This window comes from Paenibacillus sp. JGP012 (assembly GCF_014203995.1).
Classification (GTDB): Bacteria; Bacillota; Bacilli; order Paenibacillales; family Paenibacillaceae; genus Paenibacillus; species Paenibacillus silvae.
On record NZ_JACHKG010000004.1, the window covers coordinates 236,567 to 262,695 of the forward strand.

General features: G+C 48.3%; 25 protein-coding genes. 23 read left to right on the forward strand and 2 right to left on the reverse strand.

The features are described 5' to 3' along the window. Positions 1–198 precede the first annotated feature (198 nt). On the forward strand, positions 199–1,215 hold the full coding sequence (gene holA, locus HNR77_RS07575) for a DNA polymerase III subunit delta (RefSeq protein WP_184182230.1): 1,017 nt from the start codon (positions 199–201) through the stop codon (positions 1,213–1,215). Positions 1,216–1,435: 220 nt separating this feature from the next. Here holA and rpsT read toward each other — a convergent pair whose 3' ends face one another. Beyond that, positions 1,436–1,708 (reverse strand): 30S ribosomal protein S20, encoded by a 273-nt coding sequence (gene rpsT / locus HNR77_RS07580; RefSeq protein ID WP_090914815.1) that lies wholly within the window; start codon positions 1,706–1,708, stop codon positions 1,436–1,438. A gap of 174 nt (positions 1,709–1,882) precedes the next feature. Between rpsT and gpr the strand changes: the two genes are divergently transcribed. The 21 genes from gpr (at position 1,883) to HNR77_RS07685 (ending at position 23,079) form a co-directional block, all read left to right on the forward strand. Further along, positions 1,883–2,884 (forward strand): GPR endopeptidase, encoded by a 1,002-nt coding sequence (gene gpr, locus HNR77_RS07585; protein ID WP_184182232.1) that lies wholly within the window; start codon positions 1,883–1,885, stop codon positions 2,882–2,884. Between the two features lie 206 nt (positions 2,885–3,090). Beyond that, entirely contained in the window at positions 3,091–4,383 is a 1,293-nt protein-coding gene (locus tag HNR77_RS07590; RefSeq protein WP_184182234.1) for a stage II sporulation protein P, read from the forward strand. 72 nt (positions 4,384–4,455) lie between these two features. Then, complete coding sequence (locus HNR77_RS07595) at positions 4,456–4,815, forward strand: DUF3679 domain-containing protein (protein WP_184182423.1); 360 nt, start codon at positions 4,456–4,458, stop codon at positions 4,813–4,815. A gap of 201 nt (positions 4,816–5,016) precedes the next feature. Beyond that, positions 5,017–6,831 (forward strand): translation elongation factor 4, encoded by a 1,815-nt coding sequence (gene lepA, locus HNR77_RS07600; RefSeq protein WP_111272152.1) that lies wholly within the window; start codon positions 5,017–5,019, stop codon positions 6,829–6,831. Positions 6,832–6,960: 129 nt separating this feature from the next. Further along, a complete protein-coding gene (gene hemW, locus HNR77_RS07605) occupies positions 6,961–8,145 on the forward strand; it encodes a radical SAM family heme chaperone HemW (protein ID WP_184182236.1) in 1,185 nt (394 codons plus the stop codon). A gap of 116 nt (positions 8,146–8,261) precedes the next feature. Further along, positions 8,262–8,732 (forward strand): N-acetyltransferase, encoded by a 471-nt coding sequence (locus tag HNR77_RS07610; RefSeq protein WP_145404135.1) that lies wholly within the window; start codon positions 8,262–8,264, stop codon positions 8,730–8,732. 353 nt (positions 8,733–9,085) lie between these two features. Further along, positions 9,086–9,802, forward strand: coding sequence for a hypothetical protein (locus HNR77_RS07615; protein ID WP_221443736.1), 717 nt, complete (start codon positions 9,086–9,088; stop codon positions 9,800–9,802). 264 nt (positions 9,803–10,066) lie between these two features. Further along, positions 10,067–10,795: a response regulator transcription factor gene (locus HNR77_RS07620; protein ID WP_184182240.1), complete on the forward strand. Its 729-nt coding sequence runs from the start codon at positions 10,067–10,069 to the stop codon at positions 10,793–10,795. Beyond that, entirely contained in the window at positions 10,792–12,144 is a 1,353-nt protein-coding gene (locus HNR77_RS07625; RefSeq protein WP_184182242.1) for a sensor histidine kinase, read from the forward strand. Before HNR77_RS07620 ends, HNR77_RS07625 begins: the two co-directional genes overlap by 4 nt. Before the next feature lie 173 nt (positions 12,145–12,317). Continuing rightward, entirely contained in the window at positions 12,318–13,349 is a 1,032-nt protein-coding gene (hrcA, locus tag HNR77_RS07630; RefSeq protein WP_184182244.1) for a heat-inducible transcriptional repressor HrcA, read from the forward strand. A gap of 49 nt (positions 13,350–13,398) precedes the next feature. After that, positions 13,399–13,962: a nucleotide exchange factor GrpE gene (gene grpE, locus HNR77_RS07635; RefSeq protein ID WP_373288408.1), complete on the forward strand. Its 564-nt coding sequence runs from the start codon at positions 13,399–13,401 to the stop codon at positions 13,960–13,962. A 124-nt stretch (positions 13,963–14,086) separates the two neighbouring features. Beyond that, positions 14,087–15,928 carry a molecular chaperone DnaK gene (gene dnaK, locus HNR77_RS07640; RefSeq protein ID WP_145404129.1) on the forward strand — a complete coding sequence of 614 codons (1,842 nt, stop codon included), beginning with the start codon at positions 14,087–14,089 and terminating at the stop codon, positions 15,926–15,928. A gap of 132 nt (positions 15,929–16,060) precedes the next feature. Then, positions 16,061–17,179 carry a molecular chaperone DnaJ gene (dnaJ, locus tag HNR77_RS07645; RefSeq protein WP_111273444.1) on the forward strand — a complete coding sequence of 373 codons (1,119 nt, stop codon included), beginning with the start codon at positions 16,061–16,063 and terminating at the stop codon, positions 17,177–17,179. Between the two features lie 281 nt (positions 17,180–17,460). Continuing rightward, on the forward strand, positions 17,461–17,829 hold the full coding sequence (locus tag HNR77_RS07650) for a hypothetical protein (protein WP_184182246.1): 369 nt from the start codon (positions 17,461–17,463) through the stop codon (positions 17,827–17,829). Positions 17,830–17,873: 44 nt separating this feature from the next. Further along, positions 17,874–18,050, forward strand: coding sequence for a YfhD family protein (locus HNR77_RS07655; RefSeq protein ID WP_184182248.1), 177 nt, complete (start codon positions 17,874–17,876; stop codon positions 18,048–18,050). Continuing rightward, positions 18,047–18,439 carry a hypothetical protein gene (locus HNR77_RS07660; RefSeq protein ID WP_184182250.1) on the forward strand — a complete coding sequence of 131 codons (393 nt, stop codon included), beginning with the start codon at positions 18,047–18,049 and terminating at the stop codon, positions 18,437–18,439. The genes HNR77_RS07655 and HNR77_RS07660 overlap by 4 nt, the downstream gene beginning before the upstream one ends. 197 nt (positions 18,440–18,636) lie before the next feature. Further along, a complete protein-coding gene (prmA, locus tag HNR77_RS07665; protein WP_184182252.1) occupies positions 18,637–19,602 on the forward strand; it encodes a 50S ribosomal protein L11 methyltransferase in 966 nt (321 codons plus the stop codon). Positions 19,603–19,605: 3 nt separating this feature from the next. Further along, on the forward strand, positions 19,606–20,289 hold the full coding sequence (locus HNR77_RS07670) for a site-2 protease family protein (RefSeq protein ID WP_184182254.1): 684 nt from the start codon (positions 19,606–19,608) through the stop codon (positions 20,287–20,289). A gap of 136 nt (positions 20,290–20,425) precedes the next feature. Then, positions 20,426–21,190 carry an RsmE family RNA methyltransferase gene (locus tag HNR77_RS07675; protein ID WP_184182425.1) on the forward strand — a complete coding sequence of 255 codons (765 nt, stop codon included), beginning with the start codon at positions 20,426–20,428 and terminating at the stop codon, positions 21,188–21,190. Positions 21,191–21,192: 2 nt separating this feature from the next. Then, positions 21,193–22,539 carry a tRNA (N(6)-L-threonylcarbamoyladenosine(37)-C(2))-methylthiotransferase MtaB gene (gene mtaB / locus HNR77_RS07680; protein ID WP_184182256.1) on the forward strand — a complete coding sequence of 449 codons (1,347 nt, stop codon included), beginning with the start codon at positions 21,193–21,195 and terminating at the stop codon, positions 22,537–22,539. A 105-nt stretch (positions 22,540–22,644) separates the two neighbouring features. Beyond that, on the forward strand, positions 22,645–23,079 hold the full coding sequence (locus HNR77_RS07685) for an NUDIX hydrolase (RefSeq protein ID WP_184182258.1): 435 nt from the start codon (positions 22,645–22,647) through the stop codon (positions 23,077–23,079). 72 nt (positions 23,080–23,151) lie between these two features. Here HNR77_RS07685 and HNR77_RS07690 read toward each other — a convergent pair whose 3' ends face one another. Next, a complete protein-coding gene (locus HNR77_RS07690) occupies positions 23,152–24,153 on the reverse strand; it encodes a Na/Pi cotransporter family protein (protein ID WP_184182260.1) in 1,002 nt (333 codons plus the stop codon). Positions 24,154–24,568: 415 nt separating this feature from the next. On the opposite strand from HNR77_RS07690, the gene HNR77_RS07695 reads away from it, so the two are divergent. Continuing rightward, positions 24,569–25,945 carry a class I SAM-dependent rRNA methyltransferase gene (locus HNR77_RS07695; RefSeq protein ID WP_184182262.1) on the forward strand — a complete coding sequence of 459 codons (1,377 nt, stop codon included), beginning with the start codon at positions 24,569–24,571 and terminating at the stop codon, positions 25,943–25,945. Positions 25,946–26,129 lie beyond the last annotated feature (184 nt).

Here is a 26,129-nt window from a genome sequence, read left to right on the forward strand (position 1 = left end):
ATACTAAGATTAACTACAGAGTATTTTATCACTGATCCAACTGACGTCGTATGACCGCGCACTGGTTATTTCTAGAATGGCTGGTGTTTGCGTTTATATAGATGCAGAACAGGGGGCCTTTATCCATAAACGGATGAAGGTCCCTTTGTTGTCTTGTGTTTTTTCTGGTAGGATAAGAAGGATAAGGAGGCACGGTGAATGGATGTCAAAAGTGCAACAAAGGCAATACGCAGTGGAGATCCGGCGTCAATCTACGTGTTGTACGGAACGGAGAAGTATCAGATCCAGCAATTTACGGAGATGCTGAAAACACAGGTTATCGAAGAGGAACATCAGGATTTTGCTGTCATCCCTTATGATCTCTCCGAAACAACGATTGAAGCTGTTGTGGAAGAAGCAGAAACGGTTCCCTTTCTCGTTCCGCGCAAACTGATTATTGTCAGGGACACCAGCTTGTTTACTGCGGGAAAAGAATCGAAAATAGAGCATCAGGTCGATCGTTTGATTACATATATGGATAATCCGGCTGACTACAGCACGATCGTTTTTTTGGCGCAGGGCGATAAGCTTGACGAGCGGAAAAAGCTGGTGAAGGCTGCCAAGAAACAGGCGGTAGTATTAGCGTTTGCCCCGTTAAGTGGAGAAGAATTAGTGCAGTGGATTGTGAAGCTTGCGAAGCAGCGGGAGGTTGTCTTTGAAGCGGGCGCAGCAGATACGCTGATTAGTTATGCTGGAACCGGGCTGCAGACGTTATCCGCCGAGGTGGATAAGCTTTGTTTGTTTGCTGGCAGCGGGGGCACGATTCGACGTGCGGATATTGAGTCACTTGTTGCACGAAGCACCGAACAGAACGTGTTTGCATTAGTGGAGGAGCTAGCGAATTTAAGGCTGGAAAAGGCACTCGCACTCTTCTATGAGCTGCTGAAGCAGCGGGAAGAGCCAATCAAAATTGCAGCGCTTATTGCCCGTCAATTTCGGATCATGATTCAGGTGAAGGAACTGGGGCAGCAGAGCTACTCACAGCAGCAGATTGCGAGTCAGCTCGGGCTGCACCCGTATGCCGTGAAAATCGCCGGGGAACAGGCTCGCAAATTTGAAGCGGACCGTCTGCGCAAGATACTCAGTCACTTGAGCGAACTCGATTATCAGATGAAAACGGGTGCTGTGGACAAAGTGCTGGGTCTGGAGCTGTTTTTGTTAAGACTTGGCGCGTGAGGGTTATGTAAGTATCGAGGATATAATCGCAAAAAACAACCTGTGCGTTTTCCAAAGTGAAGTATGCAGATGAATTCAGACATACGGCTTGGAAGTAGGCTCAGGTTGTTTTTTTATTATTTCCTATGCTTTTGTGTCTTCTCGGCGGAACAGATGCTAAAAAATCCTGAAAGCCCATGCTGTTCAGGATTTTTCCATTGGTTCGTATAAGTAACGCTTCTTACGCTTGTGCGGAAAGAGCGTTCAGTTTTTTCGCCAAGCGAGACTTTTTGCGTGCAGCTGCATTTTTGTGAACCAGACCTTTAGTTACAGCCTTGTCCAGCTTTTTGGAAGCAGCTTGAATCGCAGCTTTCGCAGTTTCAACTTCGTTGCTTACCAGAGCAGCATCAGCAGCTTTAACAGCTGTGCGGAGTGCAGACTTCTGAGAAGCGTTGAGTGCGCGGCGCTTGTCGCTCGTTTTTACGCGTTTAACAGCGGATTTGATGTTTGGCATTACATTCACCTCCTGTAAGGCATTCGCATGAATACAAACGTTTCACAACTTAAAATATTCTATCACGCTAGCATGTAAATTGCAACAGATTTTGCATGGTTGTTCAGCAGAGTGCATAAAGCCCGTCTTTTTCCCACACAATATGCTCAAATGGTTCAAGGGAGGCAGCGAAAGATGACATTGGATTTGCAAAACTACACCGTGCGCACCGATTTGGCAATTGATTCGAAAGAAATGGCACAAGGAAGCCAGAAACAAACGATTCCCGGACTGCGTGAAGATGTGGATACCAAAGATGGCATTACGATTACCCGCATAGATGTTCTGAATGATGAAGCCGCGAAAGCGATTGGGCGTGTCAAAGGTCACTATGTCACACTTGAGGTGCCTTCCCTTCGTAACGGGGATACCGATCTGCAGGAGCGGGTAGCTGCGGAATTCACACGTGAAATGGAAAATTTTATGCTGAAGGCTGGAATTAATAAAACATCCAAAGTGCTGATTGTAGGCTTGGGTAACCTGAATGTGACCCCGGATTCTCTCGGTCCATTGGTTGTGGAAAATTTAATGGTCACTCGTCAGTATTTCGAACTGGTACCTGATCAGGTAGCCCCTGGATATCGTGAGGTCAGCGCGATTGCTCCGGGTGTGCTGGGTACAACGGGGATTGAGTCGAGTGACATTGTACAGGGCATTGTTGAACGTACCCGTCCTGATGCCATTATTGCCATTGATGCACTGGCCTCCCGCTCTCTTGAACGTGTGAACACTACCATTCAGGTGGCGGATATCGGTATTCATCCCGGCTCTGGCATCGGTAACAAACGTCGCGGATTAACGAAGGAAATTCTGGGTGTTCCTTGCATTGCCATCGGCGTGCCAACCGTTTGTTATGCCTCCACCATCGTTAATAATGTCATTGAGATGATGCGTTCTCATTTCCGGCAGGAAACCGATCAGACGAAACAAATCATGGGCATGCTCGATGACATCAGTGAAGAGGATCGCTTGAGTCTGGTAAAAGAAGTGCTTGAACCGCTCGGTCATGACCTCATCGTGACACCGAAGGAGATTGACGAGTTTATCGAAGGCATCGCCAACGTTATCGCAACCGGCCTGAATGCTGCACTCCACGAAGCTGTACATCCAGAAAACGTTGCGGCGTATACGCATTAGGAAAGCTCCCGTGCCTCTGTATATTCATTCAAGGGTACTTCCCTCATTTCCATGTTGCTTCTAAATGAACATCCATGAAGAAGGTCCGAATCTAGCGGGCTTTCTTTTTTTGTTCAATTAATCTTTCTACTTCCTGTTCTATCAAATTGCGCACGCTCATAGAGTTGAAGTATAAGAGTTGTCCAGCAAGGGAAGGAGACAGAAGAATGAACAAGATACTGGCATGGAACATCGGCAAGTGGAAAAAAAGATGTCTGCATGTGCTGGCCATGGGCCGTACACTATTGCTGCTTATGATGATATCCGCCCTCTTTTTTGTTGCACTGGGCCTTGGTGGTATGGCCGAGAAACGGCTGAACAGCTCACCCGTTTCTTCAATGAAAGGATTCGCAGGGTCAGTCTCCAGTCGATTTTTTGTAGATATGCTGGGCATGGAGATGCCTCATCTCACCCAAAAGGAGCAGAATTCTGCGATCTCCGGTGAAAATCTGACCTCTTTTGTGTTCCAACTGCTGACTAATGTCAACCCGCAGGACCCGAAAAGCCTGATTGCACGTGAGATGCCGGGTATGGGAACAAATCAGCCGGTCCTGCTCCGGCCCGGGTCGGGAAATACGAAGGCAGAAGCGCCTGAAGATTATCAGCCAGGTCCGGGACTTACTGAAACAGCCTCATCGGGCGAAGGCAAGCCTGGAAGTGACCTGCATCTTCCTCCGGGTCAGGACAACACCCCCTCTTCGGGGGGAGATAACACAGATGCCGGGGTGGATAATGAAGATCCGCCATCCAAAGGCAGCGGTCAAGATAAAGGCAATGCTGCTATTGCTAAAAAGTCGGTGCTGATCTATCACTCTCATCCGCGTGAGGGGTATAATCCACTGCTCGGCACGAACAGTGACAATCCTTCCTCCGGCAAGCCGACAGGCAATGTTTTTCAAGTAGGGACGTATCTGTCTGACAGCTTGCAGAAGCTGGGCATTGGTGTTGAACATGCGCAGGAGGATTACCAGACCAAAGTAAAAGATTACAACTGGAACTTCTCTTATAAATATTCGAGGCAAACCGTCAAGGCAGCACTCGCTCAGAATGATGATCTGACGTATCTGATTGATATTCATCGCGATTCACAGCGGCATAAAAAAACGACAACAATGATCGGTGATCAGAGCTATGCCAAGGTATACTTCATCATTGGTCATGACAATCCGAACTGGCGCAAGAATGAAGCCTTTGCCGCAAAAATTCATAAAAAGCTGGAGGCGAAATATCCAGGGGTATCCCGAGGGGTATGGGGTAAAAATGGTGGTGGAGGCAACAATGGAGAATATAATCAGTCGCTTTCCCCGAACAGCATTTTGATCGAAATCGGGGGCATCGACAATACGGCCGCCGAGCTGAAACGAACCTCCGAAGTTCTTGCTGATATGATCGCAGAAGTGTACTGGGAAGAGCAGAAGGTGGATAAAGCCAGTGCAAAGCCAGCATCCAAGAACGGGTAGTGATCTAGTAATCTCGTGATCCCGGAACTGACTTGAGCTCTATTCATCCTATACAAGAGGGAGGAAGATAAGATGTCCAGATTCGGCAAAAAAATGTTATCTGTCAGCGTGCTTATGCTGCTTGGCGTACTGCTTGGCATGCAGCTGGCGGGTAATGGTTTTCAGCAGAACAAACCTGCGGAAAGCATTCCGGCAATGGCTACTACTGAATCGACTCCGGTGCAAAATGAGTCTGCACCTGCTGAAACTGCTCCATCCGAGGTGAAGAAGCAGCCTTTTGTTCCTGTCCAGACTCCAAGCCAGGTGCTTGGGGCAGATCAACATAAACCTCCAGTCGATGTGCTCGCAGACAAAACAGCAGGCCTGCTGCAAAACCTGTCGAACAGCGGCATCAAGTGGGTCGTCTCTCTTTTTGGCGGAGTTGATGAATAAAAGTGAATAGAAGTGAATGGAAAGGATAAATAAAAGTGAAAGGAAAGGATGAATAGAAGCTGATGGAATAACGGTAAACTAAACTTTCAGGACGTTAATCCAGTGTGCTTTGTTATGAAGTTGAACATGATGGGATTGATGCACCTTGCAGCAACTGTTATAATGAAGTGATTGACACTAGGCTGTTTCTGGGGGTAAGGAATGACTGACATTCGGGAAAGACAACGTAAAATTCGTAACTTTTCAATTATTGCACATATAGATCACGGTAAATCAACACTTGCGGACCGGATCTTGGAGTACACAGGTGCGCTGACTTCACGTGAAATGCAGGAGCAAGTGCTGGATCAGATGGATCTGGAGCGTGAACGTGGAATTACGATCAAGCTGCAGGCAGTTGCTTTGAATTACAAAGCGGACGACGGTGAAGAATACCTGCTGAATCTCATTGACACACCAGGACACGTAGACTTTACGTACGAGGTATCACGAAGTCTTGCTGCTTGTGAAGGGGCACTGCTCGTTGTTGATGCGGCTCAAGGGATTGAAGCCCAGACGCTGGCTAACGTATACCTTGCACTGGATAACAATCTGGAGATTCTTCCGGTCATCAACAAAATCGACTTGCCAAGTGCGGACCCGGAGCGGGTGAAGCAGGAAGTTGAAGATGTCATCGGTCTGGATACAAGCAACGCCGTACTCGCATCTGCTAAGGCGGGCATCGGTATCAAGGAAATTCTGGAGCAGGTGGTACAGAGTGTACCTGCACCAGTAGGTGACCCGGACCAGCCGCTGAAAGCGCTGATCTTTGACTCGCACTACGACCCTTACAAAGGGGTTATCGTGTATGTACGTGTTATTGATGGCAAAATTAAAGCAGGCTCCAAAATTAAAATGATGGCGACAAACAAATCGTTCGAGGTCATTGAAGTGGGTGCGTTCAAGCCACGTATGACGATTGTGGACGAGCTGAACGTGGGTGACGTAGGATTCATCGTTGCGGGTATCCGTCATGTCGGCGATACACAGGTCGGGGATACCGTTACCGATGCGAAAAATCCAACTCCTGAACCACTTCCGGGTTATCGTAAAATTAATCCAATGGTATATTGCGGTCTGTATCCGATTGAGACATCGGACTATGTGGATCTGCGCGAAGCATTGGAGAAGCTGCAGCTGAACGATGCATCGCTCAGCTTTGAGCCGGAAACTTCCAGTGCTCTGGGCTTTGGATTCCGCTGTGGATTCCTGGGCTTGCTGCATATGGACGTTATTCAGGAGCGGATCGAGCGTGAATTCAACATTCCGCTGATTACAACGGCTCCGAGCGTAATTTACCACGTAACGTTGACCAATGGTGAGATGATTCAGATTGACAATCCATCCAACTATCCTGAGGTAGGACGGATTGATTACGTTGAAGAGCCTTATGTGAAGGCCTCAATCATCGTACCGAATGATTATGTGGGAACGATTATGGAGCTGTGCCAGAATAAACGTGGCGAATTTATTAATATGGAATATATGGACACAACACGGGTTACGATTACATATGAGATCCCGTTGTCCGAGATCGTATATGACTTCTTCGACCAGTTGAAATCAAGCACCAAAGGTTATGCTTCCTTCGACTACGAGCTGTCCGGCTATCGCCAGTCCAATCTGGTGAAAATGGACATTCTGCTCAATGGCGAACAGGTCGATGCCTTGTCCTTTATCGTTCACAGAGACCGTGCATACAATCGCGGCCGTATCATCTGTGAGAAGCTGCGCGAGCTGATCCCGCGGCAAATGTTTGAAGTGCCGATTCAGGCATCCGTAGGCACCAAGGTTGTTGCCCGTGAAACGGTTAAAGCGATGCGTAAAAACGTACTTGCCAAGTGTTACGGCGGTGACATCTCGCGGAAACGGAAGCTGCTTGAGAAGCAGAAGGAAGGTAAGAAGCGGATGAAGCAGGTTGGTAACGTAGAGGTGCCGCAGGAGGCATTTATGGCGGTACTGAAAATTGATGATTAATAATTTAATTTTGGGTACAGCACAGATTGTGCGTATCAAAATTGAATTCTAAAAATTCAAACCAGATTGAAATTTAGCTGAAAGGGAAGCCAACTGGCTTTCCTTTTTTCAAATAGAGGGGGACTTGCCGTGACACTCGCAGCACACAACCAGAAAACAGGTGCGCCCCAAGCGGTGTACCTTCACATTCCATTTTGTACGAATAAATGTTTCTACTGTGACTTCAATTCTTACGTGCTGAAGGATCAGCCAGTAATGCAATATCTGGAGGCACTGGAGCGGGAAATGGAGCATACCGTCAAGGCGAATCCGCCTGGTGAAATCAAAACCATCTTTGTCGGCGGTGGTACGCCAACGGCCTTGAAGCCGGATGAGATGGCATATTTTCTGCGCTCAGTCAAAACCTATTTTCCGAATTGGGCAGACGATATTGAGTTTTCAATGGAAGCTAATCCGGGAACGACGGACGCCGAGAAACTTGCAGCCATGAAAGAAGGCGGTGTGAACCGTGTCAGCTTTGGCGTGCAGGCTTTTCAGAATGAACTGCTGACAGGCATTGGCCGTATTCATAATACGGATGACGTCTATCGCAGTCTGGAGAACGCACGCAAGGCAGGACTGGATAACCTGTCGATTGATCTGATGTTTGGGCTGCCTAACCAGACGGTCGAGATGTTGAACGAAAGCATCGACAGGGCACTCGAGCTGGATTTGAAGCATTATTCGATTTATAGCCTGAAGGTAGAAGAGAATACGCTTTTCCATACCCTGTATCAAAAAAATCAGCTGCCTCTTCCACATGAGGATGATGAGCTGCAGATGTACCTTTTATTAATGAAACGCATGAAGGAAGCGGGCTATGAGCAGTATGAGATCAGCAACTTTGCCAAGCCGGGCTTTGAAAGCCGTCATAATATGACCTACTGGCGCAATGAGGATTACTATGGACTAGGCGCGGGTGCGCATGGGTATGTAGGTCGTGAACGCCATATGAATATCAAGGGCATTAATCCTTATGTTGAAGCGTCGCGAGCAGGGCTGCCTCGATTGGATCACTTTGAGATCGGACGTGCGGAAGCGATGGAGGACTATCTGATGGTTGGTCTGCGCATGCTGGAAGGCGCTTCGGCATCCCGATTCCACGATCAATTCGGGGAGTCCATGGAGGACGTATTTGCGAAGCCGCTGGGCAAAATGCTGCATGCAGGCCTGCTTGAGCGGACAGCAGACGGCTTTAAACTGAGTGAACAGGGTATTTTGTTCGGTAATGACGTTTTTGCCGAGTTTATTGGCTCCATATCGCTAAATTCGTAGCTTGAAATTCTATACGCTCTGTTGTATATTTATTCATATTGTTTTACAGGGCGTGTCAATTTAACAACTACGAAGCTGGCTTTCCTCGGAAAGCGTCGTTATAGGAGGAGAGCTGGATGTCGGTTATATGCAGAAAAGCTGTACCGGAAGATGTTGAACCACTGTTTGAGATGATTAAAGGATATGCAGAGCGTGGGATCATGCTTCCGCGTTCACGGGAGGTACTGCATCGGCAGCTGGAACATTTTATCGTGGCTGAAGTGGATGGAATTGTGGTGGGCTGCGGCTCGTTATGCCGTCTCGGGAATGATCTGGTGGAAGTCAGATCACTTGGAATCTCGGAAGGATATAAGGGGCTGGGGATTGGCTCGCGTTTGCTCGATCGCCTTGTAGAAGAAGCAGAAAGACAACAGATTCCGAAGGTGATGGCCCTCACTTATGAAGTTTCTTTCTTTCTGAAAAACGGCTTTGCTGTTGTGGAAAAGGAAATATTCCCGGAAAAGGTGTGGACGGACTGCGTTCATTGCAGCAAGCAGAACTGCTGTGATGAAATTGCTGTATTGAAGGAGCTGAATGTGTCAGCTTAGGTTGGCTATTTGTATAATTAGAAAGATCACATGACCAGGAAACCTGTCGGTTTCCATGGGATTGTGGTCTTTTTTTGGCCTTTTTTTTTCATACACTTTTCACACACTTATCCCATTGTTCTCACACAACCTCTTGTTAAGATGAACTTACATAAGCGATCCGCAGTAAAACTTCTCAGAAGAACAACGATTGAAGCAAAGGCTACAACCGTGCTGAGCAGGAAAATGCAGATGGCTCAAATTTAAGAATGAGGTGACCGATCATGAAAAAATGGACAAAAAATGTAGCAGCTTTGGTAACAGCGATGACCGTACTTGGAGGAGCAGGCAGTGCATTTGCCGCAACACCTGTTGTGAATTCCGTGAAACCGGCTGAAACACAAAAGGCAGCATCAGCAACGAAAACGACGACTACCTCACCGGTGAAATCGAGTACAATTCCGTCATCCAAAACTTCTGCTGCATCATCAATAACGACGGGTTCTAAAACAGCGGCGACAACTACAGCTAAATCAATCAGTAAGACTGCTACTAAGACGCCAGCAAAATCTGCGACCAAAACAACAGCTAAAAAATCTGCGGTAAAAACCGCAGCAACCAAATCTGCTGCCAAAACAACCAAAAAAGTGAACCATAAAGTAAAAGCGGTAACCCATAAAACAAAAGCAAGCACTCACAAGGCGAAACAAACGGCTCATAAAGCGAAACAGGCTGCACATAAAGCTTCCGCTACAGCCAAAGCTACCGCACATAAAGCAAAACAAACGGCGCATAAAACGAAAAAAGCTGCTCACAAAATTGCAGCCCACAAAGCGGTAGCAAAAAAAGCAACGGCAGCCAAAGCAACAGCGGCTAAAAAACCGGTAGCAAAAACAACGGTAACAAAAGCACCAACTGCCAAAACGACAGCGCATAAAGCAGCTGCTGTGACAACACACAAAACAGCCACAACGCACAAAACAGCATCTGCTACAACACATAAAGCCGCAGCGTCTGCAACAAAAGCACCCGCTAAAACAGCAGTAACAAACAAAAACGATGCAGCAAAATCAAGCTCATCCCATAAATAATAATATGTGTTCTGATGTGAGCTGGCTGTACCATGTCAGTCCGAAAATGAATACTACCGTAACATGATGAAAGACAGCGGCAAACAAGACGGAGTTCTCTTAAGGGACCTCCGTCTTTTCTCATAACATGGGGTAATTCTCACGATATGTTTACTCCAGCCTGGAAGTTTTGAAATGCTGCCTTGTACTCTGTTACATTAGTAGAGACATATTAAATAAAAAACATATCAGAAACGACATATTCATAATTGAGGTGGAAGACCTATGCCGCGTATTTTTGTAGTGGATGACGATCCGTTTATTTTACAGCTGATCACGGGTTACTTGAAAAAGGAGCAATATGAAGTGATCTCGTTCCCGCATGGCGGAGAGCTGATCGGCGAAGTCCGCTCGAAAAAGCCGGATTGCCTGATTCTTGATATTATGATGCCAGGCGTTGATGGCCTTACCCTCCTGACTGAACTGCGAACGTTTACCGAGATTCCGATCATTATGGTGTCCGCGCGTGGAGAGGAGATCGACCGTTTGAATGGTCTGGAACTTGGCTGCAACGATTTTCTGAGCAAACCTTTCAATCCGCGTGAATTGGTAGCCAGAGTGAAAAGCATGCTTCGTCTGATTAACAGCAGCCGCGTATCGCCCAGTAGTGAAGCGAGGGAAACAGAGCCGGATTTGCCCAAGGAAGGTGCATACTTTAGTGTAGGCAACGTGCAAATATCTGAAGCATTCCGGCGTGTGGACGTTCGCGGACAGGAGGTCGGATTGACAGGCAGAGAATATGAACTACTGTTATTTCTGTCACAGCATCTGGATCGCCCCTTCAGCCGGGAGCAGCTGATTCAGCAGGTTTGGAATTATGATTTTTACGGGGAAGTACGTGTTGTGGATGATCTGGTGAAACGTCTCCGCAAAAAGCTGGTACAGGTACAAGCGACGCTGTCGATTGATACAGTGTGGGGGTTCGGCTATAAAGCGGCTGTGCATGTGCGATGAAAACGATACGCAGCAAAATGCTGCTTGCCCTTTTTGCAAGTATGCTGGTTACCGTTGCATTTACGGTCATATTTTTTATCCATCTCTTTGATGATATTTTATTGAATCAGGTCAAGCAGCAGTTAAATGGTCAAACGAAGAAGGCCGTCAAAGTCATTCGAGTGGATGATCTGGAGGACCTGGATAACGACAGCTTCCGTTTCTTTATCAAGGACATTCTTTTTTATGCAGATTATTTTGTTATTGACGGTAATGATAAAATTGTTGCTTCAAGCAGTGCAGGCCGTGTGGGGATGAAGCTGGAGGGGTTTCCGGGGACACACGAGGGATATATGATTTTGAATGGGAAAAAGGTGCTGTATAGTGAAGCGGAGCTGCCGCATAAACAATTTCGTGTGATTCTGTATTCTCCGCTCTCGTCACTCAGAGCTATGTATATCCCGTTATTCCGCACAACGCTTCTATCGATTGCTGCAAGCTTTGTTGTCATCCTGCTCATCGGATTATTTGCGGTGTGGCGTACAGTGCGACCGTTGAACCAACTGAAGGAGGCAGTCAGCAAATATGAACCGAACATGCCGGATCAGGAGCAGTTTTTGCAAGCCGACCATACGGAGATCGGGGAACTGATTCATACTTTTCAATTGATGAGCAGCAGACTTGACGATCACCATCGTCAGCAGCTTGAGTTTTTACAGAATGTTTCTCATGAATTGAAAACGCCGCTAATGTCCATTCAAGGTTATGTTTATGCCATTCAGGATCAGGTCGTATCCACCGATCAGGGACTTGAAATTATTGCTGCCCAGTCCCAGCGGCTCATTGATATGGTTGGAAAACTGATTCAGCTCTCAAGACTGGAAACCGTGGATGAGGAATGGCCTACGGCTGTCATTGATTTGAAGAGTATGGCTGAGGAGGCGGTGTACCTGCTGATGCCAACCGCATTGCAGCGCGGCGTTCAGTTGTCTGCTGTGGCGAACTCATTCATGGTGGAAACCGCGGGGGAGCAGCTGTTTCAGGTGCTGTTGAATTTGCTGCAAAATGCAGTACGTCATACGCAAACTCAAGTCCAATTAACATTGGAGATTTCTGCGGCTGATGATGCAGACTGGGTTTTTCATATTGATGATGACGGACCAGGCCTGAACGAGCATGACCGCCAGCATATTTTTCGGCGTTTCTATACCGGAAACAATGGTGTAACCGGGCTTGGACTTACGATCAGTAAACAGCTGGCGGCGCGATTACATGCCGATCTGGAGTATAGCGATTCGCCTTTGGGCGGGGCGCGATTTAGTCTCAGGCATTATCCGCCGGGTAAAGAAATACAGCACCCAGGCCAATAACATGCGTTATAAAGAGATGTTATTGGCCTATACTAGAAATAGGCGCCCACATTCAGTAAACTCACTTGACAATGATCATGTCAGTTTGGTATTTTTGTATTACCGATTAGCACTCAACTAACTGGAGTGCTAACGACATGGGACAGTACAGTCAGAAGGAGGGAATACTCACCATGTTAACAGAGCGTCAACGAATGATTCTGAACGCTATAGTGGATGACTATATCCGTTCAGCTGAGCCCGTAGGGTCCCGAAGCATCTCCAAACGAGGAGATGTTGGATACAGTCCGGCAACGATTCGGAATGAAATGGCCGACCTTGAAGAGATGGGTTTTCTGGAACAGCCGCATACGTCAGCTGGACGCATTCCTTCACATAAGGGTTATCGATACTATGTCGATCATCTGGTTCCATGGAATCAGGTGGAGCCGCAGGAACTGGATGATCTGAAGTCATTTTTTGCAGAAAAACTGAATGTCATGGAGCAGGTTATTCAGCATGCTTCCAACATTTTGTCTCATATGACCAATTATACTTCGATTCTGCTTGGGCCTGAAGTGTTTCATACGTCGCTGCGTCACTTCCAGCTGCTTCCGCTGAATGATCAGGAAGCTGTAGCTATTATTGTGACCAACACAGGTCAGGTGGAGAACAAGACGGTTCAGATTCCTCCTGAAATTTCAGTTGCTGACATGGAGAGTGTGGTTCGTCTGTTAAACAGTAAATTGGTAGGTGTGCCAATCTACAAGCTGAAATCTCGTCTTTACACTGAGCTGGGTCAGGAACTGGAACGCCATATTACACGTTACGAGGAAGTGATGCAGGTCCTCAACAGTGCGTTCGATAACGAGCATGACAATCGTTTGTTCCTCAGCGGAGCTACAAACATGCTGACGCAACCTGAGTTCAAGGATGTTGAAAAGGTCAAAGATATTCTGGATTTGTTAGATGAGACGCCAACGCTCATGAAATTAATGATGCCAGTGCCCGGCGGTCAGGGCATTCAGGTGCGAATTGGCACCGAGAATGACCATGAAGCCTTTGCGAATTGCAGCTTGATTACAGCATCCTATTCATTGGACGGTGAGGCGCTCGGTTCTATAGGAATTCTAGGACCAACTCGTATGGATTACGCGCGAGTTATCCATATTCTAAATACATTATCACGTGATTTGACAACGATGCTGACAACCCGCTTTAAATAAGACGGGAACGGCAAAGCAGTTGATGCATTTATATAAGGAGGTGAACATCTTGAAAGAGGAGCAATCATTCACAGAAGAGCAAGAGGTAACAGCCGCTGAGCAGGAGCCAGTCAATGAGGCTGCAGCTGCAGAAGCACAGGCTGAGGAGATAATCAATCAGGAGTCATCTGAACTGGAACGTTTGAAAGCAGAGGCTGAGGAAACACAGCAGCGCTTTGTGCGTGCACAGGCTGATTTTGATAACTTCCGCCGTCGTACACAGAAGGAAAAAGAAGAGCTTGCCAAATACGCTTCGATGAAGCTGATCACCGAACTGGTGCCAGTAATTGATAATTTCGAACGCGCTATGGCTACAGTGCCGGAAGGTTCCGAGACTGAATCGTTTGCCAAAGGATTTCAAATGATTCTGCGCCAACTGGAAACGGTGCTGACAAGTGAAGGACTGACTGCAATGGAAACGGTTGGACAACCGTTTAACCCTGAATTCCACCAAGCGATTATGCAGGTGGAGAGCGATGAGCACGAAGAGGGTATCGTTGTGGAAGAGGTTCAAAAAGGCTACATGCTGAAGGATAAAGTGCTTCGCCCGGCTATGGTTAAAGTGAGTTCATAATTCCTGGAACCAAGGGACGAAGTTTAATATACAGTTTTATACACATAGAGCAGTTAACTTATAAGGCACAATAAGGCTGATGAACAGTCTGTTGATTTTAAAATGTTGAGGAGGAAATTTTCCGATGAGCAAAGTAATCGGTATTGACTTAGGAACAACCAACTCATGCGTAGCCGTGATGGAAGGCGGCGAGGCTGTTGTTATTCCAAACCCGGAGGGTGCACGTACAACTCCATCCGTAGTAGGTTTCAAAAAAGATGGCGAGCGTGTCGTTGGTGAAACAGCGAAACGTCAAGCGATCACCAACCCTGATCGTACGATCATTTCCATTAAACGTCACATGGGTACTTCCCACAAAGAAACAATCGATAACAAAGATTATTCTCCACAAGAGATCTCTGCAATCATCCTGCAAAAGCTGAAAGCTGACGCAGAAGCATACCTGGGCCAAACGGTAACGCAAGCCGTTATCACCGTTCCGGCATATTTCAATGACAGTCAGCGCCAAGCGACCAAAGATGCAGGTAAAATCGCAGGCCTGGAAGTGCTTCGTATCGTCAACGAGCCAACAGCAGCAGCTTTGGCGTACGGTATGGAGAAATCCGAAGATCAGACGATTCTCGTATATGACCTGGGTGGTGGTACGTTCGACGTATCCATCCTGGAACTGGGTGATGGTTTCTTCGAGGTTAAAGCGACTAGTGGTGACAACCAACTGGGCGGCGACGACTTCGACCAAGTAATCATCGACTATCTGGTAAATGAATTCAAAAAAGATCAAGGTATTGATCTGAGCAAAGATAAAGCAGCGGTACAGCGTTTGAAAGATGCAGCGGAAAAAGCGAAAAAAGAACTTTCCGGTGTATTGACTACAACGATCTCCTTGCCGTTTATTACGGTTGCGGATGGCGTTCCTCAGCACTTGGAGCTGAACCTGAGCCGCGCGAAATTCGAAGAACTCTCTGCAGGTCTGGTTGAGCGTACGCTTGAACCTACACGTCGTGCACTGAGCGATGCAGGAATGACTCCGAACGATATTGACAAAATCGTATTGGTCGGTGGTTCCACACGTATTCCGGCTGTACAGGAAGCCATCAAAAAGCTGACAGGTAAAGAGCCGCACAAAGGCGTTAACCCGGATGAAGTCGTTGCACTTGGTGCAGCTGTACAAGCGGGCGTACTGACAGGTGACGTGAAAGACGTTGTATTGCTCGACGTAACTCCATTGTCCCTCGGTATCGAAACTGCAGGTGGCGTGTTCACAAAAATGATTGAGCGTAATACAACGATCCCTACAAGCAAATCTCAAGTGTTCTCCACTTATGCAGATAATCAACCTAGCGTTGAGATTCACGTCCTGCAAGGTGAGCGTGAGATGGCAGCTGGCAACAAAACGCTTGGCCGCTTTATGCTGGGAGATATCCCGCCAGCGCCACGCGGTGTTCCGCAAATCGAAGTTAGCTTCGACATCGATGCTAACGGTATCGTTAACGTATCTGCAACAGATAAAGGTACGAACAAAACACAAAAAATCACAATCACTTCTTCCAGCGGTCTGAGCGATGAAGAAGTTGAACAAATGATGAAAGATGCTGAGCTTCACGCTGAAGAAGACAGAAAACGTAAAGAGCTTGTAGAAGCGAAAAACAGCGCAGACCAACTGATCTACTCTGTAGACAAAACCATCAAGGATCTTGGTGAAAAAGCAGATGCAGGCGAAGTAGAGAAAGCTAATGCAGCCAAAGAAAAATTGCAGGGTGTGCTCGCTTCCGACAACCTGGAAGATATCAAAGCAGCTACAGAAGAATTGACAGAGATCGTTCAGCAGTTGTCTGTTAAGCTGTATGAGCAAGCTCAGGCTGATGCACAAGCGGCTCAAGGCGCTGAAGAACAACCACAAGGTTCCGCAAAACGTGACAATGTCGTAGACGCTGATTACGAAGTTGTGGATGAAGATAAAAAATAATTAATTCGCACTTGCTGCGAGTTAAACATCGGTGACGTTCGGATTAAAGGGAAAGTCATAGCCGGGGCTCCCGTGCTTTGACTTTCCTTTTGTTACGATGTGCGATAAGGTGAATGTTATGGGGGTGGAAGAGTGGCTGAAAAACGTGATTATTATGAGGTGCTCGGCGTTAGCAAAAATGCGAGCGACGAGGAGATCAAAAAGGCCTACCGCAAGCTGGCCCGTCAGTATCACCCTGACGTAAACAAGGCCGCAGATGCGGAAGCCAAATTTAAAGAAGTGAAAGAGGCTTACGATGTCGTAAGTGACAGCCAGAAGCGTGCTCAGTACGACCAATACGGTCACATTGATCCGAATCAGGGTGGATTCGGCGGTGGAGACTTTGGTGGCGGTGGATTCGGCGACATCTTCGATATGTTCTTTGGCGGTGGCGGTGGACGTCGTGACCCGAATGCTCCACAGCGCGGGAATGACCTGCAGTACACGATGACTATTGAGTTCAAGGAAGCTGTATTTGGCAAAGAGACGGATATTACCATTCCGCGCACGGAGAGCTGTGATACCTGTCATGGTTCCGGAGCGAAGCCTGGAACGAAGCCGGAAACATGTTCTGTCTGCCACGGTAGCGGTCAACAGGAAGTGGTTCAAAATACGCCGTTTGGCCGTATGGTGAATCGTCGAGCTTGTTCCAACTGCAGCGGTACAGGACAAATTATTAAAGAAAAATGTACGACATGCAGCGGCAGTGGTAAAGTTCGCAAGCAGCGCAAAATTCATGTCCGCATTCCAGCGGGAGTGGATGACGGTGCTCAGCTGCGTATGACAGGTGAGGGCGAGGGCGGTCTGCGTGGCGGTCCTGCAGGAGACTTGTACATCGTGATTCGTGTGAAGTCGCATGACTTCTTTGAACGCGAAGGCGATGACATTTACTGCGAAGTTCCATTGACGTTTGCGCAAGCAGCGTTGGGAGATGAGATTGAAATCCCGACACTTACTGAAAAAGTGAAGCTGAAAATTCCTGCGGGAACGCAAACTGGAACGTATTTCCGTCTCAAAGGCAAAGGCGTGCCGCGCCTGCGCGGTATGGGACAAGGGGACCAGCATGTGAAAGTGGTTGTTGTTACCCCAAGCAAGCTGAGTGATGAGCAGAAGGAGTTGCTTCGTCAGTTTGCTGCTTTGGATGGCGAGCAGACGCATGAACATGAGCAATCTTTCTTCGATCGAGTGAAACGTGCCTTTCGCGGCGACTGATATATAAAAGTGAAATGTAAGGGCATCTTCGTTAAGGAGATGCCCTTATTTGCTGTGCTTTTACAGAGAATAATTCCAGCGAAACTATATAAGTTGAACTAGTTATTTACACGGTTGTTCTGTCATCGGAGTGGATGGTGTAAAATCTTTAGTTCAACTTATACAGAAGTCACACCATTCGGTATATTCTGGGCCCGGTTGCGGAAGGATAACTTTGCGGGAACGATAGGCTAAGGGATACACCGAATGCAGTATGAGAAACGGAAAGGAGCGGGTGGCAGATGACGGAGAAAAATATTTTGGCGTATTTCCACAGCCCGGAGCAGGCAGAGGGTGCAGCCAAAAAACTGGAGGCGTTACGAGTGGAAGATTTAGCGATTAATCGTTTCAGTCGTTATGCGGGTGTCGGCCCAAGTGGAGCTTCCTATAAACCGGGCGTCTCAGGCAGCTATTCCTCCTGGGTGCCGGATACATTAAACTCGCATGCCAGCTCAGGCATTATGGCTGCTGCAGACCCTGCTGCAAGCGGCATGAGTGATGGTGGACAAGGTGGGCCCACCGGAAGAGACATTTTATTGACGGTGGTTGTGGATGAATCGGTGCACCACCGTGCGATGTCCATTATCGAACAAGCTGGCGGAATGATCTGATTTCGAAAAACTGAAAACGTAATTCAAGAAGGAGGAGCATGAACATGGCAGAACATGAGCGTTCGGGCAAAATATTGACCAAAACCGAAAAGATGAAACGCATGCAATCGGCAAAAAATGAAGATGTAGAATTCAGCGCAGAAGCGGCGGATCACGAGGATTTGGAAGCACTGCGCCGCAGCGAGGCGGCGGATCGCCGTCAAGGACGGGAATTGGAATGACCGAGGATCGCTCTGCGGTCACACTCGAAGCTGTCTTCACAAGCTGGACGGAAGCAGAATCTGCACGCAGAGCCCTGGAGCTGCTTCACCCTAACCAACTGCGGATCGAGAGTATTGGCAGGGATGCAGTTCAATCAGACTCGCGTGCCGTTTCCGAAGATGGCCACTCCCCTACAGCTGTCGTTGGCGGCTTTAGCGGCGAACTGAATGTACTTGCCCTCATCAGTGATGAGACCGAGATGTTGTCGGGAGGTCAGGTGTATGATGATCCGGCAAAGACTGTGTCTGGAGGCGTGACGCAAAGCATTTTGCTTACAGTGTCCGTATCTCAGGATTCTCTGCCGCAGGCTGCAGAGATGATTACACAGAACGGCGGACGGTTCTATTAATTTTGCAAAAAAAGACGCAGGTATGACAACGAAAAGGACAGGATATTCAAGCAGTCAGACTGCGGGGTATCCTGTTTTATTTGCTTTTATGACTATGCTTTGTGCTCTGGCTTGCTTGTGTAGTACAATAGTTGGGATGTTTAAATTATAAGCAGGCGAAACCACGTTTTTAAATCATTGAGGAGGCAAAACCACGTATGTTATGGCATGAACTAACAATACATACCACAGAAGAAGCTGTGGAGATGATCTCGAATTTTTTACATGAAGCGGGTGCTGGAGGAGTATCGATCGAAGAATCCGGTACTTTAAATAAAAAGCGGGATACAACGTATGGCGAGTTATATGATGTTCCGCTTAATGATATTCCCGAAGGGTTCGCGGTCATCAAAGGATACTTTTCCGAGGGTACGGATATGGATGCCTTGAAGGCCGAGGTAAACCCGAGAATAGAGGAATTATCCGATTTTGGTATTGATGCCGGAGAGATTCGTTACGAGACGCGTACAGTTGACGAAAATGACTGGGCTACAGCCTGGAAGCAGTATTTCAAGCCTGTCCGTATTTCGGACCGTCTGACGATCAAGCCGACTTGGGAGGATTATACACCCGAGAGTGCAGATGAGAAAATTATCGAGCTTGACCCGGGGATGGCCTTTGGTACGGGAACACATCCAACGACAACTCTCTGTCTGCGCACACTGGAGAACGTTATCCAAGGCGGCGAAGAGATCATTGACGTGGGCACGGGTTCCGGCATTCTCGCCATTGGTGCGGTGCATTTGGGAGCAAAACATGTGCTGGCCCTTGACCTCGATCCGGTTGCAGTTACAAGCGCCATGGAAAACGTGGAGCTGAACAACATGCAGCAGAAGATTACCGTCAAAGAAAGCGATCTGTTATCTGTTCTTGGAAGTCAGGACCCGGCTCTGGGCGTGAAGCTGCCTGTGAAAATTATCGTTGCCAACATTCTGGCCGAGATCATTCTGCTGTTTGTGGATGATGTATATAACGCGCTGGAGTCTGGCGGTATTTATATCGTCTCAGGCATATGGAAAAACAAAGAACAGGTCGTGCATGATGCACTTGTGGCTGCCGGATTTGAAGTTCGTGCCATCGAGCGTGAAGAGGACTGGCTGGCGTTTGAAGCCAGAAAGAGGTAATCTATGGAGTTCTTGGAGCGTTTTATCCGTCTTCCCCTTGATCAGCTGCCCTTCTTTCTTGTCACCATTCTAATTGCATTTACCGTTCACGAATTTGCACACGCCTACTTTGCCAACAAATTCGGTGATCCAACGGCGAAGCTGCTCGGAAGGGTTACGCTGAACCCGGTTGTGCATTTTGATCTGCTGGGTGTACTGCTGCTGGTAATTGCAGGTTTTGGATGGGCGCGTCCGGTTCCTGTGAACCGAGCCAACTTTGAGAAGCCCAGATTGATGGGAGCGATTGTATCTGTCGTAGGTCCGCTGAGCAACCTGCTGCTCGCGATTATTGGTGCGATTATCTACGGTATGCTGTTCGGATCAGGTGTATTGGGGAGCATTGAAAATGAGCGGGTGGCTACTGCGCTGATGATCTTCCTGCCGATGTTCAGTGTAACCAACTTTTTCCTGTTTATGTTTAACCTGATTCCACTTCCGCCGCTGGATGGTTATCGCATTCTTGAGGATGTGCTGCCCCCATCCATCAGTCGCAAGCTGCAGGGCGTAGAGCAATGGTCGATCTTTGTCTTTCTGTTAATCCTGGTCATTCCACCGCTGCAGGCCGTCACGATTCAGCCGCTGTATCTGTTCGCAACCGATATGTACAGAGATGTTGTCGGTCTGATTATTGAATTATACCTTAAATAAACGAGCTGTTATTTGGGCCAGAACGCTGGTCAGAAGCACATAAAAGTTGTATGATCATCTGTGGCGATTGGATTCTCGCCTGTCGTCCGGCGGGGAGAATGCCAGTCATAACAGGAAAGAATGGGTGGACAGACATATGCAGCGATATTTTGTATCTGCAGAGCAGTTCAGTGAACATGCAGTGATCATTACGGGCGATGATGCTCGTCATATCGGCAAAGTCATGCGCGGCAAGCCTGGTGACAAGCTGATTGTCAGCGACGGAAACTCCAGAGAAGCGTTAGTGGCTATAGAAAGCATTGATGCAGGTGAAGTGAAGGCTGCGATTATCGAGCCGCTTGTTATGGATCATGAAGCACGATTAAACGTAACCATTGCACAGAGTCTGCCCAAAGGCGACAAGATGGAAACGGTCATTCAGAGATGTACCGAGATCGGGGCCGTATCTTTTGTGCCTTTTTTATCGGAACGTACGATTGTGCAGTATGACGCCAAAAAAGAAGGCAAACGAATGGAGCGGTGGCGGAAGATTGCCAAGGAAGCTGCCGAGCAAAGTCATCGCAACCGTATTCCAACCGTTGAGCAGCCGCTTTCCTGGAAAGGGCTGTTATCTTCTTTTGGGGACTATGATCTGGTATGTTATTGTTATGAAAAGGAAAATGGCAAACAGCTGAGAGATGCACTCCAGCCGTTTATTGCTGATCTAGCTCCTGATGCAGAAGCAAAGGTGCTCGTAGTCGTTGGACCTGAGGGCGGCTTTTCCGAGAAGGAAACGGCTCAGGCTGATGAAGCAGGTGCGGTATCCGTTGGACTGGGCAAGCGTATTTTGCGAGCCGAGACGGCGGGTATGGCGGCATTAACTTGTATTTTATATGAATCCGGAGAAATGGGGGGAATGTAATTATGCCATCCGTGGCGTTTTACACCTTGGGCTGCAAAGTTAACTTTTATGATACAGAGGCCATCTGGCAGTTGTTCAAAAATGAAGGCTACGATCAGGTAGACTTCGATGAGCAGACAGCAGATGTCTATTTGATTAATACGTGTACCGTAACGAATACAGGTGACAAAAAGAGCCGTCAAATTATTCGTCGTGCCATCCGGCGCAATCCGGATGCGATTGTAGCGGTAACGGGATGCTATGCGCAAACGTCACCTGCGGAGATTCTGGATATTCCTGGGGTAGACCTGGTGATCGGAACGCAGGACCGGGATAAAATTTTGCCATATGTCAAAGAAATTCAGGAATCCCGTCAGCCTGTGAATGCGGTGCGTAACATTATGAAAACCCGTGTGTTTGAAGAGATGGATGTGCCGGATTTTGCGGATCGTACGCGCGCGTTTCTGAAAATTCAGGATGGCTGCAACAATTTCTGCACGTTCTGCATCATTCCGTGGTCCCGCGGTCTTTCCCGCAGCCGTGAAGCAAACAGCATCATTCAACAGGCGCATCAGCTTGTACAGGCGGGTTACAAAGAGATTGTTCTGACAGGCATTCACACAGGCGGGTACGGAGATGACATGGAAAATTATGATCTGACCGATCTGCTGTGGGATCTGGATAAAGTGGAAGGACTGGAGCGCATTCGGATCAGCTCGATTGAAGCGAGCCAGATTGATGACCGCATGCTGGATGTGATCAAACGCTCGGACAAGCTGGTTCGTCATTTCCACATTCCGCTGCAAGCGGGAGATGACACGGTATTGAAACGTATGCGCCGCAAATATACAACCGAAGAGTTCTATAACAAAATGTTGCGTATTCGTGAAGCGATGCCGGATGTAGCGATTACAACGGACGTTATTGTTGGTTTCCCGGGTGAAACGGATGAGATGTATCGGAACGGTTATGAGCTGATGCGTAAAATCGGCTTCTCCGAAATGCATGTGTTCCCTTATTCCAAACGGACAGGTACTCCAGCAGCACGCATGGAGGATCAGGTGGATGAGGATGTTAAAAATGCACGTGTGCATGAGCTGATTGAACTGTCCGAGCAAATGCAGCTGGAATATGCTCAGAAATTTGTTGGACAAGTGCTGGAGGTTATCCCTGAAGGCGAAGCGAAGGGCCGCGAAGGCAGCGGCAAGCTGCATGGTTACAGCGACAACTACATCCAGCTGGTGTTCGATGGAACGCCTGATATGGTGGGTAAAGTGTGCCGTGTGAAGCTGACCGAAGCCGGAGCGAATGAAAGCCAGGGTACACTGGTTCGTGTGCTTGAAGAAAATTTGAAGTCTGCCGCGATGTAATCACGGCGTTATGAACAAGGATTTCATTTCCTTGGGGAGAATACCCGGGGAGATGAGGTCCTTCTTTGCCAAGAACAGAAATGAAAGCGGACGGGGGAGAACAGCATGAACAAAAAAGAAATTTCAGCAGGCGGCGTTGTGTACAGAACAGGAGAAGACGGTCAGCTTCAAATTCAGCTCATCATGGATCGTTATGGCAAAATGACACTGGCCAAGGGCAAAATGGAAGCCGGAGAAACGATCGAGCAGACCGCACTTCGCGAAATTTTGGAAGAGACAGGCATGGTAGGCCGTATTGTGGAGCCGATCGATATTATCGCTTATATGTATCAGCACGCCGAGTTTGGACCGGTGGACAAGGAAGTACACTATTATCTTGTAGAGGCGGAAGGCGGCGACCTGCAGCCTCAGATTGAAGAGATCAAAGGTGTAGACTGGTATACTCCCGCAGAGGCGTGGTCCAGACAGCAGCAGGACGGATACGATAACAATGACGAAATTTTGCGTACGGGCTTGAACAAGCTGGGCATTCACGTATAAACGTTCGACTTGACGCTGCGTCACATGGAGCATACGAAGCTTCCTGTGGGTCATGGGGCAATGCTGGATGATTTAAACAACAGGTGTCTTGGTCGACGAGGTGTGGACAGGTGTTTTTTTGTGCCAGATGGGCAGGTAGCAGAACGGTAAAGCCAGCAATGAGCTGATGATGTTAAAAAGGGTCTGGGCATGCGCAATCTGTGCCCCGTTGTCCGCTGACAGCCACGCGGAAGCTGCGTGCAGCTGGCCGATCAGCGGCATAAACAGCAGCGCTCCCGCAATGTTGAGTACAACATGGGAGGCTGCTACAAATTTGCCTGCGGAAGCCCCGCCCGCGGCTGCAATAACAGCGGTGATGCAGGTCCCCACGTTGGACCCGATCACAATGGCGATGCCGATCTCCACAGGCAATACTCCTGTGGCTGCCAGCGTAATCGCCATGCTGATGACCGCGGCACTGCTGTGAATCAGCGCGGTCAGGCACGCACCGGCGAGGAAGCCCCACCACAGGCTGTCGGCCGAGCGATCCAGAAACCACTGGAATACCCCCATGCTGCGCAAAGGAACAGCTATGGATTGCATGACCTGAATGCCTGTCATAACAAGGGCAAAGCCTGCTGCTGCCAGAAAGCTGAACTGGATATTCGCCAACGTATGGCGAATACGTTCAGGAGCGAGCTGATTGCGTTCGGCAAGGATCACAAATAGGGCCCAGCCGGTAAGCGAGACAAGCAGCAACGGCAGGGCAGCCCGTCCAAGCTGGAGGCCGACAAGCTCCGTGGTCAGACACGTTCCGATGTTGGTTCCGAGGATAATGCCGAGTGTACGGCCATACGAGATTAAACGTGCGTTAGCCAGTCCAATGGTTAGCACGGTCACAGCCGTGCTGCTTTGCAGCAGCGCCGTTGCTCCGGCGCTGAAGGCCATGCCCTTCCACGGGGCAGAGGTGGCCCGATTCAACCAGCCTGCCAGCATAGGCCCGGCCATGCGCTGCAGCGCTGTCTCCATCAGCTTCATGCCGCCAAAAAAAAGAATAAGCCCATATAACAATGGCAGAATTATATCCCTGAACATGATTACATCATTCCTCCCGTCCCATGCCTTATCACTTATCCTATGAGAAAGTGGAGACAAGCATGACAGGTAGAGAGGGAACATGAAACAATCTGAGGACAATCGTGAGCACGGTGGATAAATTCGTCTCGAAAGTGGTCTTTTCAAATTACCAGCCCCTAATTCAAAAGATACGGTGATTCGGCAAACGTAGCGGAGGGGACGAAATCGAATCCAAAGAAGCGAAGCGTTCGCCTGAAAGATTTCTGAAAGAAAGCTACATCGGAAGCATAGGCTTGTCGCCGGATTTTCCCTTTGAAGAAAGGGTATCGAAAAAATCTGGAGACAACAGCGATCGGAGGATCGATTCGTTCCCGGAGCGTCTTGCCGCCCAAACCGATCTTTTCAACTAACTTACGAAAGAAGTGGATCAATCTTGCCATCGGTAACACTGGAACGCAGCCGCAAAAAACGGCTGGAACATGCACATCCCTGGGTTTTTAAAAATGAAATTGCATCCGTTGACGGCAGTCCGGAGCCGGGGGACATTGTAAATATTCTCAACCATCAAGGCCGCTACTTGGCGACGGGATACTATAACCCGACTTCCCAAATTACTGTCCGTGTCGTTTCTTATCAGCCTTTGGAATTCGAACAGATGGACACGGCTTTTTTTGCAGCTCGTTTCCGCGATTGTCTGCGTCACCGGGAACGCTTCATTCAAGATGGTGAAGCTTACCGGCTCGTTTATGGCGAAGCCGATTTTCTGCCCGGCTTGATCGTGGATCGCTTTGGCAGTATTCTCGTTGTGCAGATCCTTACACTGGGTATGGACCGTTGCCGTGAAGCCATCGTGCAAGCACTCATTGAAGTCATGCAGCCGGAAGGTATTTACGAACGCAGCGATGTATCGATTCGTGAACTTGAAGGATTAGAACAGGTCAAAGGCCCTCTCTACGGAGATTGTCCGCGCCATGTAACCGTGACTGAAAATGGGCTGCTTATCAAGGTAGACATCGTGGAAGGACAGAAAACAGGTTATTTCTTCGACCAGCGTGAGAATCGTGCGGCAATTGAACCGTTGATGAAAGGCTGGGGATACAAAAGCGGCATTACCATGCAGCAGATTGAGCACGAAGGAACCGAGCAGATGCTGCCTGTAAACAAGAGCGGCAAAGTGGTTACGTTCCCGTATTGGGATGGTGCGACTGTGCTGGAATGTTTCTCGCATACCGGCAGCTTTACGCTGAACGCCTGCAAATATGGAGCGAAGAAAGTAACCTGTCTCGATATTTCCGAGCATGCCATTGAAAGTGCACGAACCAATGTGGAGCTGAATGGTTTTACCGATCGGGTTGAGTTTGTCGTAGCGGATGCCTTCCAGTATTTGCGTGAGCAGGTCAAAGGGCTGGATGAGCGCAATGCACGGGCACGGGCCGCAGAACAAAAGGTGGACACGTCCAAGGCGTTATCCAGTGCAGGTAAAACGTTCGATGTGGTCATCCTTGATCCTCCTGCGTTTGCCAAAACAAAATCAGCAGTCAAAGGAGCATGCCGCGGCTACAAGGACATTAACCTGCAGGGCATGAAACTTGTCAACGAGGGTGGATATTTGGTAACCGCAAGTTGTTCTTACCATATGCGTCCTGACCTGTTCCTTGAAACGATTGCGGATGCGGCTGAAGATGCTGGCAAAGTGCTGCGTCTGATCGACTGGAAAGCTGCCGGCAAGGATCACCCGCAAATTCTGGGGGTAGATGAAGGACATTACCTGAAATTCGCTATTTTTGAGGTGCGCAGCAAAAAGAATTAACAGACTTCCTTTTTTAAATCAAGCTTGTAAACAACAGGGGCAATTAAAGTAACATCCAGAAGTCCACAGTGGATATCGCTGAGGGCTTTTTGCCATTCTCGGAGATGATCGCCGTTTATGGTGGATCGTGGCAAACGTATGTTCCGAACCAAGCAAGGTATGATATACTGGAAATTAAAATCTT